We start from the raw sequence: 16,018 nt of genomic DNA, 5'->3' as shown, positions 1-16,018 counted from the left end.
TCAGCCGGCCGCCCGCACCGCGATATCGCCCGCAAAGGCGAGCGCGCCGAGGATCAGCGCGACCGGCAGCAGCCCGTCGACGCGATCGAAGACGCCGCCGTGTCCGGGGATCAGCTTGCCCGAATCCTTGACCCCGGCGCGGCGCTTCATCCAGCTTTGCGCAAGGTCGCCGAGCTGCGCGACGAGCCCCATGAACAGGCCGATCCACAACGGCACGCCGACGATCCCGGCGCGATCGCCGATCGTCGCGCTCGCGACAAGCGCCGCGATCATGCCGCCGAACAGGCCCGACCAGGTCTTCGACGGGCTGATGGCCGGTGCGAGCCGCGCGCCCCCGAACGCGCGTCCGGCGAAATAGGCGCCGATATCGGTCGCCCACACCATGCCGAACACCCAGAGCGCCGCGGTCATGCCCAGATTCTCGCGGATGAACCAGAGCCCCGCCACCGCACCGGCGGCGAGCAGCGGCCCGGCGGCCATCAGCGCGCCCTTGGCCCCGCCGCCCAGCGTCATCGCGCGGACCAGCGCGAACCATTCGACGAGCAGCAAGGCGCCGCCGACGAGCAACAGCAAGGCGAAGGCGATTCCCCCGAACCACAGCGCGGCGCCCGCAATCGCCAGCAGGATCACCGCCGATCCCGCGCGCACCATCAGATCCGATTTGCCCGCCGCCATAGTCAAAGTCCCCCGTAGCGGCGTTCGCGCCGCGCAAATTGATCGAGCGCCGCCTGCAAATCGGCCGGCTTGAAATCGGGCCACAGCTTGTCGGTAAAATAAAGCTCGGCATAGGCTGCCTGCCAGAGCAGAAAGTTCGACAGGCGCACCTCGCCGGAGGTGCGGATGAGCAGGTCGAGCGGCGGCAGGTCGGCGGTGTCGAGATGCGCCTCGATCCCCGCTTCGGTGATCGCGCCGTCGGCCGCCGCGGCGGTCGCGGCGCGGACCAGTTCGTCCTGCGCGCCATAGTTGAGTGCGACCGCCAGCGTCGTGCGCTTGTTGCCCGCAGTCCGTTCGAGCGCATTGTCGATCAGCGCGACGACATCGGGCGCGAGCGCGCGCCAGTTGCCGATGATCTTCAGCTTCACGTCATTGGCGGCGAATTCGTCGAGGTCGCTGAGGATGAAGCGCTTCATCAGCCCCATCAAGTCGCTGACCTCTTCCTCGGGCCGTTTCCAGTTCTCCGACGAGAAGGCGTAGAGGGTCAGCGCCTCCAGCCCCATGCCGGCCGCGGCGCGCACGATCGTACGCACCGCCTCGACGCCTGCCTTGTGGCCCGCGACGCGCGGCAGAAAGCGCTTCTTCGCCCAGCGGCCGTTGCCGTCCATGATGATGGCGACGTGACGCGCGCCGTGATTGGAAACTGTCACCCAAAAAACCTCAAAATCCGTTCGCATCGAGCGGAAGAGAGAATGGTGCCCGAAAGCACTAGCCCAGGATTTCCTTTTCCTTGGCGCTCGCGGCAGCATCGATTTCGGCGATCGTCGCGTCGGTCAGTTTCTGGACGTCGGTCTCCGACCGCTTGCGATCGTCCTCGCTGATTTCCTTCTTGTTCTCGTCGGTCTTGAGATTGTCCATGCCGTCGCGGCGGACGTTGCGGACCGCAACGCGCGCCTTTTCGGCGTACTGACCGGCGAGCTTCGACAGCTCCTTGCGGCGCTCCTGCGTCATTTCGGGGATCGGCAGGCGGAGCGTCTGGCCGTCGACGATCGGGTTGAGCCCGAGCCCCGCCGAACGGATCGCCTTGTCGACCGGGCCGACATTCGACTTGTCCCACACCTGCACCGACAGCATGCGCGGTTCGGGGGCGCTGACCGAAGCGACCTGGTTGAGCGGCATGTGGCTGCCATAGACCTCGACCGTCACTGGATCGAGCAGTGCGGTGTGCGCGCGCCCGGTGCGGAGGCCCGAAAGGTCGCTCTTCAGCGATTCGACCGCGCCGTGCATGCGGCGCTCGAGGTCGGCCTTGTCATATTTCGCCATCGTCTCTTCCTCTCTTGAATGTTTCGCGCTCAGGCATTTCCGGCGGCGTCGCCAACGACGGTCGAGACGCCCTCGCCCGCCAGCACCCGCGCCAGATTGCCGGCTTCGCGAATATTGAACACGACAATCGGAATCTGGTTGTCGCGGCACAGCGCCACGGCGCTGGCGTCCATCACCTTCAGATTGTCGGCGAGCACACGATCATAGCTCAACCGGTCGTAACGGACCGCGGTCAGGTCCTTCTTGGGGTCGGCGTTATAGACGCCGTCGACGCTCGTGCCCTTGAGCAGCGCGTCGCACTTCATCTCGGCGGCGCGCAACGCGGCGCCGCTGTCGGTGGTGAAATAGGGCGCCCCGACACCCGCGGCGAAAATCACCACGCGGCCCTTTTCCATATGGCGCTCGGCGCGGCGGCGGATCACCGGCTCGCACACCTTGTCCATCTCGATCGCCGACTGGACGCGGGTTTCGACGCCGAGCTGCTCGAGCGCATTCTGCATCGCGAGCGCGTTCATCACGGTGGCGAGCATGCCCATATAGTCGGCCTGCGCGCGGTCCATGCCCTTGGCGGCCCCGGCCATACCGCGAAAGATGTTGCCGCCGCCGATGACGAGGCAGATTTCGAGCCCGCGATCCTTGGCTTCCTTGACCTCGGCCGCCATGCTCGCGACCGTTTCGGGATCGATCCCGAAGGGACTGGGCCCCATCAGCGCTTCGCCCGAAAGCTTGAGCAATATGCGTTTCAGGCCGGGCAATGCCATGTCGGGGGAACCTCTTGCTTCGTCTCAACAAGCGAATGGCGCGCACCCTAGTGAGAGTGCGCGCCATTGCCAAGCGGACTGCCGCGCGCCGGGCGCGGCAATCGCGCAGTCCTGTGTCAGGCGCCGGCGACCGCAGCGACTTCCGCTGCGAAATCGCTTTCTTCCTTCTCGATGCCTTCACCGAGCTGGAAGCGGACGAAGCCCTTGAGCGTGATCGTCGCACCGACGTCCTTGCCGGCGGCGGCGACGACTTCGGCGACCGGGGTCTTGCCGTCCATCACGAACAGCTGCGACAGCAGCGCGTTTTCCTTGCGGTACTTGGCGATCGCGCCGTCGACCATCTTCGCGACGATCTCGGCCGGCTTGCCCGACTGGGCGGCCTTTTCCTCGGCGATCGAACGCTCGCGGGCGACGAGGTCGGCGTCGAGGTCGTCGCCGTTCAGCGCCAGCGGGTTCGCGGCGGCGACGTGCATCGCCAGCTGCTTGCCGAGGGGTTCGAGCACATCGGCGCCCGCGGTCGATTCGAGCGCGATAAGCACGCCGATCTTGCCCATGCCGGGTGCCGCGGCGTTATGGACATAGCCGGTGACGACGCCCGAGCCGACCGAAACGATCGCGGTGCGGCGCAGCGACTGGTTTTCGCCGATCGTCGCGATATTCTGCGTCAGCGCTTCGGCGACGGTGCCGCCGGCGGGGTAAGCCGCCGCGCCCAGCGCCTCGATGTCGGTGACGTTGCCGGCGAGCGCAACCTGCGTCACGTCGCGGACGAAACCCTGGAACTGTTCGTTCTTGGCGACGAAGTCGGTCTCGCTGTTGATCTCGACCATCGCACCGCGGGTGCCGTCGGTGGCGACGCCGACAAGACCTTCGGCGGCGACGCGGCCGGCCTTCTTGGCGGCGGCGGCGAGGCCCTTGGTGCGCAGCCAGTCGATCGACGCCTCGATGTCACCGCCGTTTTCAGCGAGTGCCTTCTTGCAGTCCATCATGCCGGCGCCGGTGCGGTCGCGCAGTTCCTTGACGAGGGCGGCCGTAATCTCAGCCATGGGATATTCCTTTCCAAAAGGGGCAGGCTCACGTTCGGCCTGCCGGTGCGCCGCGCGCATGGCGGCGCGACAAGTCAGAATGATGACCGGGACGGCGCGGGCATCACGCCGCGCGCCGTCCCGTCATCGAAGCGCGCTTACGCGTCGCCCTGACGTTCGGTTTCGGCGGCGGCTTCGGCCGGGACCTGTTCGTCCTCGGTCACCGGAGCAGTCTCGACGAGCACGGGCTCGGCGACGGGCTCGACGGCCGCACCCAGATCTTCACCGCGGCCGGCGCGGGCCTGCTGTCCACCGCGGGTCGCGGCCTGGGCCACGGCGTCGCAATAGAGGCGGATCGCGCGGGCGGCGTCATCGTTCGCCGGAACCGGGAAGGCGATGCCGTCGGGCGAGACGTTCGAGTCGAGGATCGCGACGACGGGGATGCCAAGCACGTTGGCTTCCTTGATCGCCAGCTCTTCCTTGTTCGCGTCGATCACGAACATCACGTCGGGAATGCCGCCCATGTCGCGGATGCCGCCGAGGCTGAGCTCAAGCTTGTCGCGTTCACGGGTCTTGTTGAGCACTTCCTTCTTGGTAAGGCCCGAGGTGTCGCCCGAAAGCTGCTCTTCGAGCGCCTTGAGGCGCTTGATCGAGTTCGAGATCGTCTTCCAGTTGGTGAGCATGCCGCCCAGCCAGCGGTGGTTGACGAAATGCTGACCCGAAGCGCGGGCCGCATCGGCGATCGGGCCCTGCGCCTGGCGCTTGGTGCCGACGAACAGCACCTTGCCGCCCGCGGCCGCGGTCGACGAGACGAAGTCGAGCGCGCGCGCGAAGAGCGGCACGGTCTGCGACAGGTCGAGGATGTGGATGCCGTTGCGCGCGCCGAAGATATACGGCTTCATGCGCGGGTTCCAACGGTGGGTCTGGTGGCCGAAGTGGGCGCCAGCTTCGATAAGATTCTGCATCGTGACGACAGGTGCCGCCATGGTCTTTCTCCTTCCGGTTGGTCCTCTGGAAAGCAAGAACCGGGGGTCGCAAGCGACGGAACCCGGCACCGGTTATGTGCGCCTTCCATGTGGAATGGGCGGCCCGTTAGCGACCTTTTCCGCCAAAGGCAAGAGGCGACGCCTTATCGTCCGACGCCGACCCGCCCGGGGGGCGCATTCAACTCATCGATGAAAACACTCGTTTCATCGCAATTGCGTTGAGAACAAAAAGGGAACATGGAACGAATTGCGCAACGAAGCCGTCCCATGAGAATCGGGGTTTCGCACAAAGAAACCGGAAGGACAAGATGATGGTTCAGGTCGCTGCCGCTCTTCTCTTCGCCGTTGCCGCCGGGCTCGGCGTCACCGTGATCATCGCGATGCTCAGGAACAATGAAAGCGCGATTCTCTCGGCGCTGCTCGGCGAAGGCGCCTTTCCGGTTCCGGGCGCTCCGCACCCGGGCGCGGCCGCGCAGGTGGTGACGCTTCGTCGTTCGGCGGCGCGCCGTGACGCGCCGCGCCCCGCCCGTCAGACCCGGCCGGCGCTCAGCCGCGCCGCCTGATGCGCGCGTAACTCGCGAGGCCGAACGGCAGCAGCGCCATATAGACGGCGCATACGCCGAGCAGCGTCCACCAGGGCGCGGTGACCAGCGCCGCGCCGAACAGGCCGACCCCGGCGAGCGCGAACAGCCGCCACGAGCGGCGCAGGCGGAACGACGACCAGCTGTAGGTCGGGATCGCCGAGATCATCAGCATCGCGACCGCCAGCGCCCAGGGCATCACCAGATACCATTGGCGGAACAGCTCGTTGCCCGTGACCAGCCACAGATAGACCGGAACGAAGGACAGTCCCGCCCCCGCCGGCGCGGGAATGCCGGTCATGAAACCCGCCGACTTGTGCGGCTGGAAATCGGCATCCATGCGCGAGTTGAAGCGCGCCAGCCGCAGCGCGCAGCACACCGCCAGCGCGAGCGCCGCGGTCCAGCCGAATTTCGGCGCATATTGCAGCGACCAGAGAAAGAGGATCATCGCGGGCGACACGCCGAAGGCGATGACGTCGGACAGCGAATCGAGCTCGGCGCCGAACTTGCTCTGCGCGCGCAGCAGGCGCGCGATGCGCCCGTCCATGCCGTCGAGCACCCCCGCGACGATGATCATCGTGATCGCCGCCGCCCAGTCGCCGTCGATGCCGAAACGGACACCGGTCAGGCCCGAACAGAGCGCGAGGATGGTGATCGCGTTGGGCGCGAAAGCACGCAGCGGGATTCCGCCGATGCGGCGCCGGTCGGCGCCCGCGACGCGATCCGCTTCGTCGGTCATGTTATTGCCCGATGCCGTCGAGCGTCGCCGCGGTCCCGATGCGCGCGACGATCGTCTCGCCCGCGAGCGTGCGCTGGCCGAGCAGCACCTGCGACGTTGTGCCCGCGGGCAGATAGACATCGACGCGGCTGCCGAAACGGATCAGCCCGATGCGCTGCCCCGTCGACACCTCCTGCCCCATGCTGACGAAGGGCAGGATCCGGCGCGCGACGAGCCCGGCGATCTGGGTGAAGCCGACACGCAGCCCGTCGCCGCGTTCGACGACGAAATGCTGGCGCTCATTCTCTTCGCTCGCCTTGTCGAGATCGGCGTTGACGAATTTGCCCGGGATATAGGCGATCTTGCGCAGCGTGCCGGCGATCGGGGTGCGGTTGATGTGGACGTCGAACACGCTCATGAAAATCGACACGCGCAGCATCGGCGCATCGCCCAGCCCGTCGGGGCCGGCGATTTCGGGCGGCGGCGGCACTTCGGCGATCTGCGTCACCAGTCCGTCGGCGGGCGCGACGATCAGGTCGCTTCCGGTCGGGGTGACGCGCACCGGATCGCGGAAGAAGGCCCCGACCCACAGCGTGATGCCGAGCATCAGCCAGCCGGCGATTTCCCAGCCCAGAAGCCAGAAGCAGAGCGTGACGATCGCCGCGATCAGCAGGAACTTGCGCCCCTCGGGATGGATCGCCGGCCACTGCCATTTGATGCCGCCCCCGGGGCGGTTCGAAGAGATGATGGAGGACATGGGCGCCTCTTCTACGGACCGGATTTGGCACTGACAATCGAATATGGCCGCGCCGGGCCTTCCACCGTCACGGTTGAACAATCGCTCGGCTTTGCCTAAGGCCCGCTGCAACTCGACTCCCCAAGGAAAAGGCACGCATATGGGCAAGATCAAGGTAGTGAACCCGGTCGTCGAACTCGACGGCGACGAAATGACCCGGATCATCTGGCAGTGGATCCGCGAGCGCCTGATCCTCCCCTATCTCGACGTCGACCTTCATTATTACGACCTCGGTATCGAGGAACGCGACCGCACCGACGACAAGATCACCGTCGAGGCCGCGAACGCGATCAAGAAGCACGGCGTCGGCGTCAAGTGCGCGACGATCACCCCCGACGAGGCACGCGTCGAGGAATTCGGCCTCAAGAAGATGTGGAAATCGCCGAACGGCACGATCCGCAACATCCTCGGCGGCGTCGTCTTCCGCGAACCGATCGTGATGAAGAATGTTCCGCGCCTCGTTCCCGGCTGGACCGACCCGATCGTCGTCGGCCGCCACGCCTTCGGCGACCAGTACAAGGCGACCGATTTCCGCGTCCCCGGCCCCGGCAAGCTGCGCCTCGTGTTCGAGGGCGAGGACGGCACGCTGATCGACGAGGAAGTGTTCCAGTTCCCCTCGTCGGGCGTCGCGATGGGCATGTACAACCTCGACGATTCGATCCGCGACTTCGCGCGCGCCAGCCTCAACTACGGCCTCGCGCGCCAGTGGCCGGTGTATCTGTCGACCAAGAACACCATCCTCAAGGCCTATGACGGCCGCTTCAAGGACCTGTTCGAGGAAGTGTTCCAGGCCGAATTCAAGGCGAAGTTCGACGCGCTCGGCATCGTCTACGAACACCGCCTGATCGACGACATGGTCGCTTCGGCGCTGAAATGGTCGGGCAAGTTCGTCTGGGCCTGCAAGAACTACGACGGCGACGTCCAGTCGGACACCGTCGCGCAGGGCTTCGGCTCGCTGGGGCTGATGACCAGCGTGCTGATGACCCCCGACGGCCAGACGGTCGAATCGGAAGCCGCGCACGGCACCGTCACCCGTCACTACCGCATGCACCAGCAGGGCAAGGCGACCTCGACCAACCCGATCGCGTCGATCTTCGCCTGGACCGGCGGACTCAAGCATCGCGGCAAGCTCGACGGCACCCCCGAGGTGACCAAGTTCGCCGACGACCTCGAAAAGGTCTGCGTTGCGACGGTCGAAAGCGGCAAGATGACCAAGGATCTCGCGCTGCTGATCGGCCCCGACCAGAACTGGCTGACCACCGAGGGCTTCTTCGAAGCGATCGTCGAAAACCTCGAAAAGAAGATGGGCGCCTGAAACAACCGAAGAGGTTGACATGGACGACTAGCCAACCGGGGCCGGCCTGCATAAGGTCGGCCCCAATGGTATCCGAAAGCGAAACATCGGCCATCGGCAACGCGCTGGTGGTCCTCGGTGCGGCAGGCATCGTCATCCCCGCCTTCGCGCGGTTCCGCATCTCGCCCGTCATCGGCTTCATCCTCGTCGGACTGCTCGTCGGCCCGTCGGGGCTCGGTGCGCTCGCCGCCGACTATCCGTGGCTCGAACATGTCACGATCGGGTCGACCGAGGACATCGCGCTCTTTGCCGAACTCGGCATCATCCTGCTGCTGTTCTCGATCGGGCTCGAACTGTCGTTCCGGCGCCTGTGGCAGCTCCGCAAGCTGGTGTTCGGCATCGGCGCCGCCGAACTCGCGCTCGGCGGGCTGATCCTCGGCGGTGCGCTGATGCTGCTCACCGATTATTCGACCCCCGCCGCCTTCGGGCTCGGCATCGCGCTCGCGCTGTCATCGACCGCGCTGGTGCTGCCGATCGCCGGCACCAAGTCGGCGGTCGGCCGCGCCTCTTTCTCGATGCTGCTGTTTGAGGATCTCGCGCTCGTCCCGATCATCTTCATCCTCGCCGCCTTCGGCCCCACCGCTGCCGGCGACAGCACCGAACTGCTATTGACGACACTGTGGCAGGGCGCGCTCGTCGTCGCAGCGCTCGCGATCGGCGGCTGGTTCCTGCTGCCGCGCATCTTCGCGCAGGCCGCGCGCGCCAAGGACCCCGAACTTTTCCTCGCCGCCAGCCTGCTCGTCGTGATCGTCGCCGCGCTGGCGACCGCGGCGGTCGGCCTGTCGCCGATCGTCGGCGCATTGCTCGCCGGCCTGATGATCGCCGAGACCGAATATCATGGCGAGGTCGAGGCGATCACCGCGCCGTTCAAGGGCCTCGCGCTCGGGGTGTTCCTGATCAGCGTCGGCATGGGCCTCAACCTCGAGACGATCGCCGAACAATGGCCGCAACTCGTCGCTGCGGTGGTCGGGGTGGTCGCGATCAAGGCGATCGTCACCGCGGCGCTGCTGCGTTTCTCGAACGTCGCGCGACGCGGCACCGCGGCCGAGGTCGGGCTGCTGATGTCGAGTCCGTCGGAAACCACGCTGATCGTGCTCGCGACCGCGCTCCAGGCACAGATCATCAGCCGCGATACCGCCGAATTCTGGCAGCTGGTCACCGCGATCGGGCTGACCATCACCCCGCTGCTCGCGCGGGTCGGCCACGACATCGCGCGGCGGATCGAAATGGGAAGCGAGGCCGCGTCGCATGAGGACACGCCGACAAGCCGCACCGTCATCGTCGGCTTCGGCCGCGTCGGCCGCACCGTCGCCGAACTGCTGCGCCAGCACGACCGCCCCTATATTGCGGTCGATGCCGACATCGACACCGTCGCGGCGGCGCGGCGGGACGGCTTTGCGGTACGCTTCGCCGACGTCGCCCGGCCGGGCAGCCTCGACAAGCTGGGGATCGAACAGGCCGACGCGATCGTGCTGACGATGGACGATCCGGTGCAGCAGCTGCGCATGACGCGCCATCTGCGCAAGACTCATCCCAGACTACCGATCATCAGCCGCGCGCGCGATGCGGATCACGCGGCGGCGCTGTATCAGGCCGGGGCGAGCGACGCCGTGCCCGAAACGCTCGAAAGCTCGCTGCAACTCGCCGAAGCAGTGCTGATCGACCTGGGCGTCGCGATGGGGCCCGTGATCGCGTCGATCCACGACGTGCGCGCCAAGATGCGCCACGACATCATGACCAAGGGCGATCTCGACCAGGAACCGCGCATCCGCAAGGTCCGCCGCCCGGCACCCGAGGGCGACGCCGCGTAGCGGCTAGCGCCCGCCCGACACCGCGGGCGCGACGTCGAGCGCCGCGGCCTCGGCCAGCGTCATGCCCGCGGGCAGGACCGCCATCGACCATTGTTTCGCGGGCGCCAGATATTGCCGCGCCAGCCGCTGAACGTCGGCCGAAGTCACCGCAGCGGTGTCGCGCTCCATCGACAGCGCTGCAGCCGTCACGCGCGGATCGCGCGTCGCGCCTTCGAGCAGGTACATCCAGTATACGTTGCCGGTCGACGCGCGCATCACCTGCTCGCGGATCGGCCCTGCGCTGCGCGCCAGCTCGTCGGCACCCACCGGGTTCGCGACCAGGTCGGCGGCGATGTCGCGCGCGATCGCATAGAAACGCCCCACATCCTTGGGCGCGAGCAGGCTGCCGACGAGCAGATAGCCGCCGCTATTCTCGAAACCCGTCGGCCAATGGCTGTCGACGTCGGGGCCATAGCTGGCCCCCTGTTCGGCGCGCAGCCGGTCGAACAGCCGGTCGTTAAAAATGCCCGCGAGCACCTCGAGCGCGCGCACATCGCGCGGCGCGGCGAGACCGCCCGAAGTCGGCCAGGCGGTCACCGCCGCGGCCTGCCCCTTGTCGCCGCGGTGATAGGCGACCGCGGGCACGGCATTGTGCCGCGCGAACGCAACCCGCTGACCGCCGCGCGGCTGGATCGCGGTGCGCGGTGCGAGCGCGCCGAGCGTTTCGGACAGGATCTTCCTGTAATCGACCGTCGACAGGTCGCCGAACACCTGCACCTCGATCGGGCCGCTCGCGAGCCGCGGCTCCCAGAAGGCGCGGAATGCCGCGGGCGTCAGCGCCTCGATCGCGGCCCTGTCAGGCGGCGTCCAGCGGCGGTCGCCGGCGCTGAGCCAGCCGCGCAAATTGCGTTCGAGCACCGCATTGGGGGTCGCGTCGTTGAGGTCATAGCCCGACAGATAGCCGATGCGCAGCCGCTCGACCGGGGCCGCGTCCCACCGCGGCGTCGCGAGCTTGCCCGCGATCAGGCGAAGCTGGTCGTCGAAATCCTCGGGCTTGCTTTCGGCCGACAGCTCGAACGCATCGTCGTCGATCGCGAAATTGAGCTGCATCTGGCGCCCGTTCATCACCGCGTCGATCTCGTTCTGGCCCCACGGACCGATGCCGCTCGCGATCAGCGCATAGTCGCTCGTCCACAACAGATTGGGTTCGTCCGCCGCGACGCTGCGGTATCCGGATCCGAACCGCACGTTGACGCGCACCTTGCCCGGTTCGACCATATTGTTCGACACCAGCGCGGTCACGCCATTGCCGAACGCAATCCGTTCGGCCTGGAGCCCCGGAAGCGGCGCGTCGGCGGTCACCGCGCTGGGCGTGCCCAGCGGCGGAAGCTGGCTGAAATTGACGTCGGCCGCCGCCAGCCGATCGTTGCGGGCCACCGCCGGCGCGGCAAAGGCCGCGAGCAGCGCGGCCTCGCCGCCCTCGACCGGTGTCGGGCTGATCAGCGTGACGCGCGTCGCGGTGCCGCTGAAGATCGCCTTGCTGACCTCGAGCATCGCCTGCGGGGTCGCCGCGGCGCGAATGGCGGCGAACATGTCGACCTGCCCCTGCGGGGTCGATACGACTTCGCCAAGATCGACCGACTTCACCAGATAGTCCGCCAGCTTCGCGCCCGCCTCGTTGCGAGCGTTGCGCAGCTCGTTGAGCAGCATCGTCTCGATCTCATTGGCTTCGCGGTCGATGTCGGCCTGCGACGGCGCGGTCTGAACCGCATCGGCGATCACCCCGCGAACATCGGCCAGCGCGGTCTTCCAGTCGCCGACCGGCATGATCTGCGCAAAGGTCACGTCGGCGCTCCGGCTCAGATAGACCTGCTCGATGTCGGCGAACAAATAGCTGCCGCCCGCACGCGCGCGATTTTCGAGCCGCCGTTCGACGAGCGCGACCGCGAGCTGCTCGAGATAGAGCCGCCGCGTGTTCTCGACCGTGTCGACGCGCTTGATCCACGGACGCAGCGTCGCCAGCGTCAGCATCGCGGGCTGGTTGGGTTCGACAATCACCTGCGCCTGCGGCGCCTTGGGATCGGGCTTGCCGAAATCGGGCTGCGCCGGGTTCGGCCCCGCGCCCTTCCAGTCGCCATAATATTTTTCGATCAGACGCGCGAATTCGGCCGGATCGCCGTCGCCGGCCACAATGACTACCGCGCGTTCGGGGCGGTACCAGCGCTTGTGGAACGCCGCGACCGTCCCCGCGGTTGCTGCCGCGAGCGTTTCGGGGGTTCCGATCGGCGACCGGTCGGCAAGGCGCTGCCTGGCGAAGAAATGCGCGGTGGTCGCGTCGCTGATGCGCCGCTGCGGCCCGTCGTTTTCACGCAGTTCCGAAGACACCACACCGCGTTCGGCAGCGACGGCCGCGTCCGAGATGCCGGGTTCGCGCACCATCCCGGCGAGCAGTTTCATCGCCTCGTCGAGATTGGCGGGCGTCGCACTCGGCAGGTCGAGCTGATAGGCGGTCTGCGTCGGCGTCGTCTGCGCGTTCGAATCGCTTCCGAACGTCACCCCGAAACGCTGCCAGATGCGCTTGGCTTCACCATCGGGAATATGCTCCGACCCGCGAAAGGCCAGATGTTCGAGCAGGTGCGCGTAACCGCGCTCCTGATCGGTTTCGAACATCGATCCGACATCCATGCGGACGCGGATCGACACCTGCCCGGGCGGCACGCCATTCTTGCGCACCGCATAGCGGACGCCGTTGGGCAAGGTGCCGAACTGCCACGCGGTATCGCGCGGAATGTCGCTGCCTTCGTAAAACCAGTTGTCGGCCTGAACCGCGGTCGTCCTGGCGCCTTCCTGGGCCACCGCGAGCGGCGACACGGCAAGGAGCGCGGCGATGGCGCAGGCGGAGAGCAGCGATCGGGCGAAACGAAGCGGCGGCGGCGCGGGAGAATAGGACATTGCCCCCTCTTAACCCATCCGAACCTTGCTCGCCACTGAACCGTCACCGCGCTTGCCCTCACCGCAGCATCTGCCTAGCCATCGATCATGACTGCTCCGCCCCCTCCCCTCGCCGCGATCGTCGAGATGACGAGCGGCATCGACCCCGACGCCAATCTGGCAACGATGGATCGCGCGCTCGCCGCCGCCGCCGCCGCCGGCGCGGCGATGGCCTTCTTTCCCGAAATGTCGGTATTGCTCGACCGCGACCGCGCGCGCTCGGCCGCCCATGTCGCGCCCGAAGCCGACAGCCCCTGGCCCCCGATCTTTCAGGACATGGCGCGGCGGCACGGCCTCTGGATCCACACCGGGTCGGCACCCTTCCTGACCGACGATGGCAGCCGGCGCGCCAACCGCAGCCATATCGTCGCCGCCGACGGCACGATCGTCGCGCGCTACGACAAGATCCACATGTTCGACGTATCGCTCCCCTCGGGCGAGAGCTGGAGCGAATCGTCGAGTTATGCGGGCGGCGCCACACCCGTCGTCGTCGACACCCCGCTGGGCAGGCTGGGCCTCAGCATCTGCTATGACCTGCGCTTTCCCGAACTCTATCGCGCCCTCGTCGCACGCGGCGCGACCCTGATCGCGGTCCCCGCCGCCTTCACCGTATCGACCGGCGAGGCGCATTGGCATGTGCTGCTCCGCGCCCGCGCGACCGAGACGGCGTGCCATGTCGTCGCGGCGGCGCAGGCGGGGACGCACGCCGACGGGCGCGCCACCTTTGGCCACAGCCTCGCGATCGGGCCTTGGGGCGACGTGCTCGGCGAATCCGCCTTCGCCGATCGCGCGGCACAAGGCGATTTCGGGCTGATGCTGGCACCGATCGACCCCGCCGCGACCGAACGCGCGCGCCAGGCCATTCCACTCGAAACGTCGCGGCGAATCAGGAACGCGCCGCTCTGATGCGCAGCCCGGCGTTCCGGTCGTGCGATCCGGCGGCGAATCGGCCGGCGCATCGCCATCGGCGGCAACGGGCCAGTCGGCTCCCTCCAGCATCAACCGCCGCCCGGGGCTCCAGACGCACAAAAGGCCCCGGGCATTGCTCGGGACCTTTTGAAACTTTTCAGGGACGAGCCGTTTACGGGCTGGTCGGATCGTCGCTGTTGTTGCCAGCTGCGATCACGATGCCGCCGATGATGGCAGCCAGCGCGAGCAGTGCGATGATCCAGCTCGAACCTTCGAGTTCGCTCTGGCCATCAACGGCCGAAACAGCGCCCACATCGTTGAACGACACTGCCGACATGGCAGGCGCGGCCGACGCGGCAACCGGAGCCACAAGCATCGAGGTCGCGGCGAGGGAGATCGCGGCTTTCTTGAGCAGGTTCATCATTTTCTCCATCCACTGGAATTTTGATCTTCTCGAATTGAGCCCGAGAATCGCTTCTCGAACTCGCTTCCGCCTTGCCCTTCTATGCACGACTGCCAGACATTGCAAGGCGTTTTGCCGTAGTGCAGCAATTCTTAGGATTTTGCTAAATCGAGGGAAAGTTGCTTTGCGGCATAAGTTTCAGGCGCGCCGGATACGCTCGAAAGGCTCGCTGGTCACCGGATAGCCGAGATGGTCGGGGATGCAAAGATGCGCCTTGCCGCCCCGATCCTCGATCCACGGCGTGACGAGATCGATCGGATGCGCGCCGGCATGTGCGGAAAATGCGGCAAAATCATCGGCCTGCGCCAGCTTTTCGAGATTGCGCCGGGTCGGGAAAATCACCGACACCTCGCCGCGATCGGCCATCCCCAGCGTGTCGCGCGCGCTGGCCCAGAAGATGTGGCTGTGCTCGGCTTCCTCGACGGTCAGTTCGTGGCCATGCATCGGCGCCTCGACCGCGAAAAAGCGCGTGTCGAAGGTCCGCGCCTCCTTGAAATTGGGGCACCAGCGCGCAAAGGGCACCAGCGCGTCGAGCGCAAGCCGGTCGCCGCGATCGGCAAGGATGTCCGACAGGAGATGGTCGGACAACAGCGCCTTGCGCACCGCATCGACCTCGCTTTCGATCAGGCCCGGCCAGCCGACCGCGAGGCCGGTTTCCTCCAGCGTCTCGCGCAGCGCGGCGACGCGGGCCGCGCCGTCGGGGTCCCTTTCGGCATAGCCGTGGCGCTGTGCGACCAGATGGTCGTCGGGGTCGATCCGCCCGCCCGGGAACACCATCGCGCCAGCGGCAAACGCCATGTTGGCGGCGCGCTTCACCATCAGTATTTCGGCGGGCCCGCCGCCCTCCGCGGGGCGCATGATGACCAGGGTCGCCGCGGGAATGGCGCCGTCGGGCAGTGTTTCAGCATCGCTCATTATCATCGGCGATAATCCTCTCCATCCATTTTGTCATCCGGCATTGCCGACGCCGGGCCCGGGGTGCAAGATGTGAAAACGCCCGCACATCGTCGCGCGGCGGGAGGAGGGTCGATGGGCATCATCGAGATTTTGGGTGTCGCGGGCAGCCTCAGCCTTCTCGCCGGTTGGCGGCTCTATCTGACCATCTTCGCCACCGGCATCGCGATGCACTTCGGCTGGCTGCCGCTCCCCGACCATCTCCAGTCGCTGCAGATCCTGGCCAATCCATGGATCCTCGGCGTCGCCGCGGTCGGCACGATCGCCGAATTCCTTGCCGACAAGGTCGCGTGGGTCGATTCGATCTGGGACGGCATCCACAGCATCATCCGCCCGCTCGGCGGTGCGCTGCTCGCGCTCGCGCTCGTCGATTCGTCGGACCCGGCGTGGCAGGTGGTCGCCTTCCTGCTCGGCGGCGGCGGCGCCCTGCTCAGCCACAGCGCCAAGGCGACGACGCGCGCGGTCGTCAACGTCAGCCCCGAACCCTACAGCAATGCCGTGGTTTCCACGGGGGAGGATGTCGCGACGACGGGGCTGCTCGCGCTCGCCATCGCCTACCCGCCCGTCGCGATCGTCATCGCGATCCTCATGCTCGTCGCCGCGGTGGTGGTGATCATCGCGCTCCGCCGCCTGCTGCGAAACATCAAGGCGGGGCTCAAGAAGGCGCTCGGTGACGCACGAGCCGAACCGGGCGCGCTCCCGCCCGCCTGAAGCCC

General features: G+C 67.1%; 16 protein-coding genes. 5 read left to right on the top strand and 11 right to left on the bottom strand.

Features of this window, described 5'->3' with window-relative positions; all coding sequences use genetic code 11:
• From EAO27_RS03540 to rpsB, 6 genes are all read right to left on the bottom strand, one after another.
• Positions 1-675, bottom strand: coding sequence for a phosphatidate cytidylyltransferase (locus EAO27_RS03540; protein ID WP_242777168.1), 675 nt, complete (start codon positions 673-675; stop codon positions 1-3).
• A gap of 2 nt (positions 676-677) precedes the next feature.
• Positions 678-1,391, bottom strand: coding sequence for a polyprenyl diphosphate synthase (uppS, locus tag EAO27_RS03535; protein ID WP_242777166.1), 714 nt, complete (start codon positions 1,389-1,391; stop codon positions 678-680).
• Positions 1,392-1,422: 31 nt separating this feature from the next.
• Positions 1,423-1,977 (bottom strand): ribosome recycling factor, encoded by a 555-nt coding sequence (frr, locus tag EAO27_RS03530; RefSeq protein ID WP_242777164.1) that lies wholly within the window; start codon positions 1,975-1,977, stop codon positions 1,423-1,425.
• 29 nt (positions 1,978-2,006) lie between these two features.
• A complete protein-coding gene (pyrH, locus tag EAO27_RS03525) occupies positions 2,007-2,738 on the bottom strand; it encodes a UMP kinase (RefSeq protein ID WP_242777162.1) in 732 nt (243 codons plus the stop codon).
• A 116-nt stretch (positions 2,739-2,854) separates the two neighbouring features.
• Positions 2,855-3,781: a translation elongation factor Ts gene (gene tsf / locus EAO27_RS03520; RefSeq protein ID WP_242777160.1), complete on the bottom strand. Its 927-nt coding sequence runs from the start codon at positions 3,779-3,781 to the stop codon at positions 2,855-2,857.
• A 137-nt stretch (positions 3,782-3,918) separates the two neighbouring features.
• A complete protein-coding gene (gene rpsB, locus EAO27_RS03515) occupies positions 3,919-4,746 on the bottom strand; it encodes a 30S ribosomal protein S2 (protein WP_242777158.1) in 828 nt (275 codons plus the stop codon).
• A gap of 308 nt (positions 4,747-5,054) precedes the next feature.
• Between rpsB and EAO27_RS03510 the strand changes: the two genes are divergently transcribed.
• Positions 5,055-5,309 carry a hypothetical protein gene (locus EAO27_RS03510; RefSeq protein WP_242777156.1) on the top strand — a complete coding sequence of 85 codons (255 nt, stop codon included), beginning with the start codon at positions 5,055-5,057 and terminating at the stop codon, positions 5,307-5,309.
• Here EAO27_RS03510 and EAO27_RS03505 read toward each other — a convergent pair.
• Both EAO27_RS03505 and EAO27_RS03500 read right to left on the bottom strand, forming a co-directional pair.
• Positions 5,293-6,066, bottom strand: a complete 774-nt coding sequence (locus EAO27_RS03505; protein ID WP_242777154.1) for a phosphatidylcholine/phosphatidylserine synthase — start codon at positions 6,064-6,066, stop codon at positions 5,293-5,295. The genes EAO27_RS03510 and EAO27_RS03505 overlap by 17 nt on opposite strands.
• 1 nt (position 6,067) lies before the next feature.
• The gene (locus EAO27_RS03500; protein WP_242777152.1) at positions 6,068-6,802 is read right to left on the bottom strand and encodes a phosphatidylserine decarboxylase; all 735 of its coding nucleotides are present in this window, start codon (positions 6,800-6,802) and stop codon (positions 6,068-6,070) included.
• 139 nt (positions 6,803-6,941) lie between these two features.
• Here EAO27_RS03500 and EAO27_RS03495 point away from each other — a divergent pair, with 139 nt between their 5' ends.
• Together EAO27_RS03495 and EAO27_RS03490 are read left to right on the top strand one after the other, a co-directional pair.
• Positions 6,942-8,156, top strand: coding sequence for an NADP-dependent isocitrate dehydrogenase (locus tag EAO27_RS03495; protein ID WP_242777150.1), 1,215 nt, complete (start codon positions 6,942-6,944; stop codon positions 8,154-8,156).
• A gap of 65 nt (positions 8,157-8,221) precedes the next feature.
• Positions 8,222-10,006 carry a cation:proton antiporter gene (locus tag EAO27_RS03490; RefSeq protein WP_242777148.1) on the top strand — a complete coding sequence of 595 codons (1,785 nt, stop codon included), beginning with the start codon at positions 8,222-8,224 and terminating at the stop codon, positions 10,004-10,006.
• 3 nt (positions 10,007-10,009) lie between these two features.
• Here EAO27_RS03490 and EAO27_RS03485 read toward each other — a convergent pair whose 3' ends face one another.
• On the bottom strand, positions 10,010-12,937 hold the full coding sequence (locus tag EAO27_RS03485; protein ID WP_242777145.1) for a M16 family metallopeptidase: 2,928 nt from the start codon (positions 12,935-12,937) through the stop codon (positions 10,010-10,012).
• An 87-nt stretch (positions 12,938-13,024) separates the two neighbouring features.
• Here EAO27_RS03485 and EAO27_RS03480 point away from each other — a divergent pair, with 87 nt between their 5' ends.
• Complete coding sequence (locus EAO27_RS03480; protein ID WP_242777143.1) at positions 13,025-13,882, top strand: carbon-nitrogen hydrolase family protein; 858 nt, start codon at positions 13,025-13,027, stop codon at positions 13,880-13,882.
• A gap of 175 nt (positions 13,883-14,057) precedes the next feature.
• Here the strand turns inward: EAO27_RS03480 and EAO27_RS03475 are convergent, their stop codons facing one another.
• Positions 14,058-14,309, bottom strand: a complete 252-nt coding sequence (locus tag EAO27_RS03475) for a hypothetical protein (protein ID WP_242777141.1) — start codon at positions 14,307-14,309, stop codon at positions 14,058-14,060.
• A gap of 177 nt (positions 14,310-14,486) precedes the next feature.
• Positions 14,487-15,263 carry an NUDIX domain-containing protein gene (locus EAO27_RS03470; protein WP_242777139.1) on the bottom strand — a complete coding sequence of 259 codons (777 nt, stop codon included), beginning with the start codon at positions 15,261-15,263 and terminating at the stop codon, positions 14,487-14,489.
• Positions 15,264-15,377: 114 nt separating this feature from the next.
• On the opposite strand from EAO27_RS03470, the gene EAO27_RS03465 reads away from it, so the two are divergent.
• Positions 15,378-16,013 carry a DUF4126 domain-containing protein gene (locus EAO27_RS03465; RefSeq protein ID WP_242777137.1) on the top strand — a complete coding sequence of 212 codons (636 nt, stop codon included), beginning with the start codon at positions 15,378-15,380 and terminating at the stop codon, positions 16,011-16,013.
• The last annotated feature ends 5 nt before the right edge of the window (positions 16,014-16,018 follow it).

The sequence above is a fragment of the Sphingopyxis sp. YF1 genome, from assembly GCF_022701295.1.
GTDB lineage: Bacteria > Pseudomonadota > Alphaproteobacteria > Sphingomonadales > Sphingomonadaceae > Sphingopyxis.
This window is presented reverse-complemented; position numbering and strand designations above follow the sequence as displayed.

Bases quoted from the DNA above. Each gene is read 5' to 3' on its own strand.
- EAO27_RS03540 (WP_242777168.1), bottom strand. From the start codon at position 675: ATGGCGGCGGGCAAATCGGATCTGATGGTGCGCGCGGGATCGGCGGTG.
- uppS (WP_242777166.1), bottom strand. From the start codon at position 1,391: ATGCGAACGGATTTTGAGGTTTTTTGGGTGACAGTTTCCAATCACGGC.
- frr (WP_242777164.1), bottom strand. From the start codon at position 1,977: ATGGCGAAATATGACAAGGCCGACCTCGAGCGCCGCATGCACGGCGCG.
- pyrH (WP_242777162.1), bottom strand. From the start codon at position 2,738: ATGGCATTGCCCGGCCTGAAACGCATATTGCTCAAGCTTTCGGGCGAA.
- tsf (WP_242777160.1), bottom strand. From the start codon at position 3,781: ATGGCTGAGATTACGGCCGCCCTCGTCAAGGAACTGCGCGACCGCACC.
- rpsB (WP_242777158.1), bottom strand. From the start codon at position 4,746: ATGGCGGCACCTGTCGTCACGATGCAGAATCTTATCGAAGCTGGCGCC.
- EAO27_RS03510 (WP_242777156.1), top strand. From the start codon at position 5,055: ATGATGGTTCAGGTCGCTGCCGCTCTTCTCTTCGCCGTTGCCGCCGGG.
- EAO27_RS03505 (WP_242777154.1), bottom strand. From the start codon at position 6,066: ATGACCGACGAAGCGGATCGCGTCGCGGGCGCCGACCGGCGCCGCATC.
- EAO27_RS03500 (WP_242777152.1), bottom strand. From the start codon at position 6,802: ATGTCCTCCATCATCTCTTCGAACCGCCCCGGGGGCGGCATCAAATGG.
- EAO27_RS03495 (WP_242777150.1), top strand. From the start codon at position 6,942: ATGGGCAAGATCAAGGTAGTGAACCCGGTCGTCGAACTCGACGGCGAC.
- EAO27_RS03490 (WP_242777148.1), top strand. From the start codon at position 8,222: ATGGTATCCGAAAGCGAAACATCGGCCATCGGCAACGCGCTGGTGGTC.
- EAO27_RS03485 (WP_242777145.1), bottom strand. From the start codon at position 12,937: ATGTCCTATTCTCCCGCGCCGCCGCCGCTTCGTTTCGCCCGATCGCTG.
- EAO27_RS03480 (WP_242777143.1), top strand. From the start codon at position 13,025: ATGACTGCTCCGCCCCCTCCCCTCGCCGCGATCGTCGAGATGACGAGC.
- EAO27_RS03475 (WP_242777141.1), bottom strand. From the start codon at position 14,309: ATGATGAACCTGCTCAAGAAAGCCGCGATCTCCCTCGCCGCGACCTCG.
- EAO27_RS03470 (WP_242777139.1), bottom strand. From the start codon at position 15,263: ATGAGCGATGCTGAAACACTGCCCGACGGCGCCATTCCCGCGGCGACC.
- EAO27_RS03465 (WP_242777137.1), top strand. From the start codon at position 15,378: ATGGGCATCATCGAGATTTTGGGTGTCGCGGGCAGCCTCAGCCTTCTC.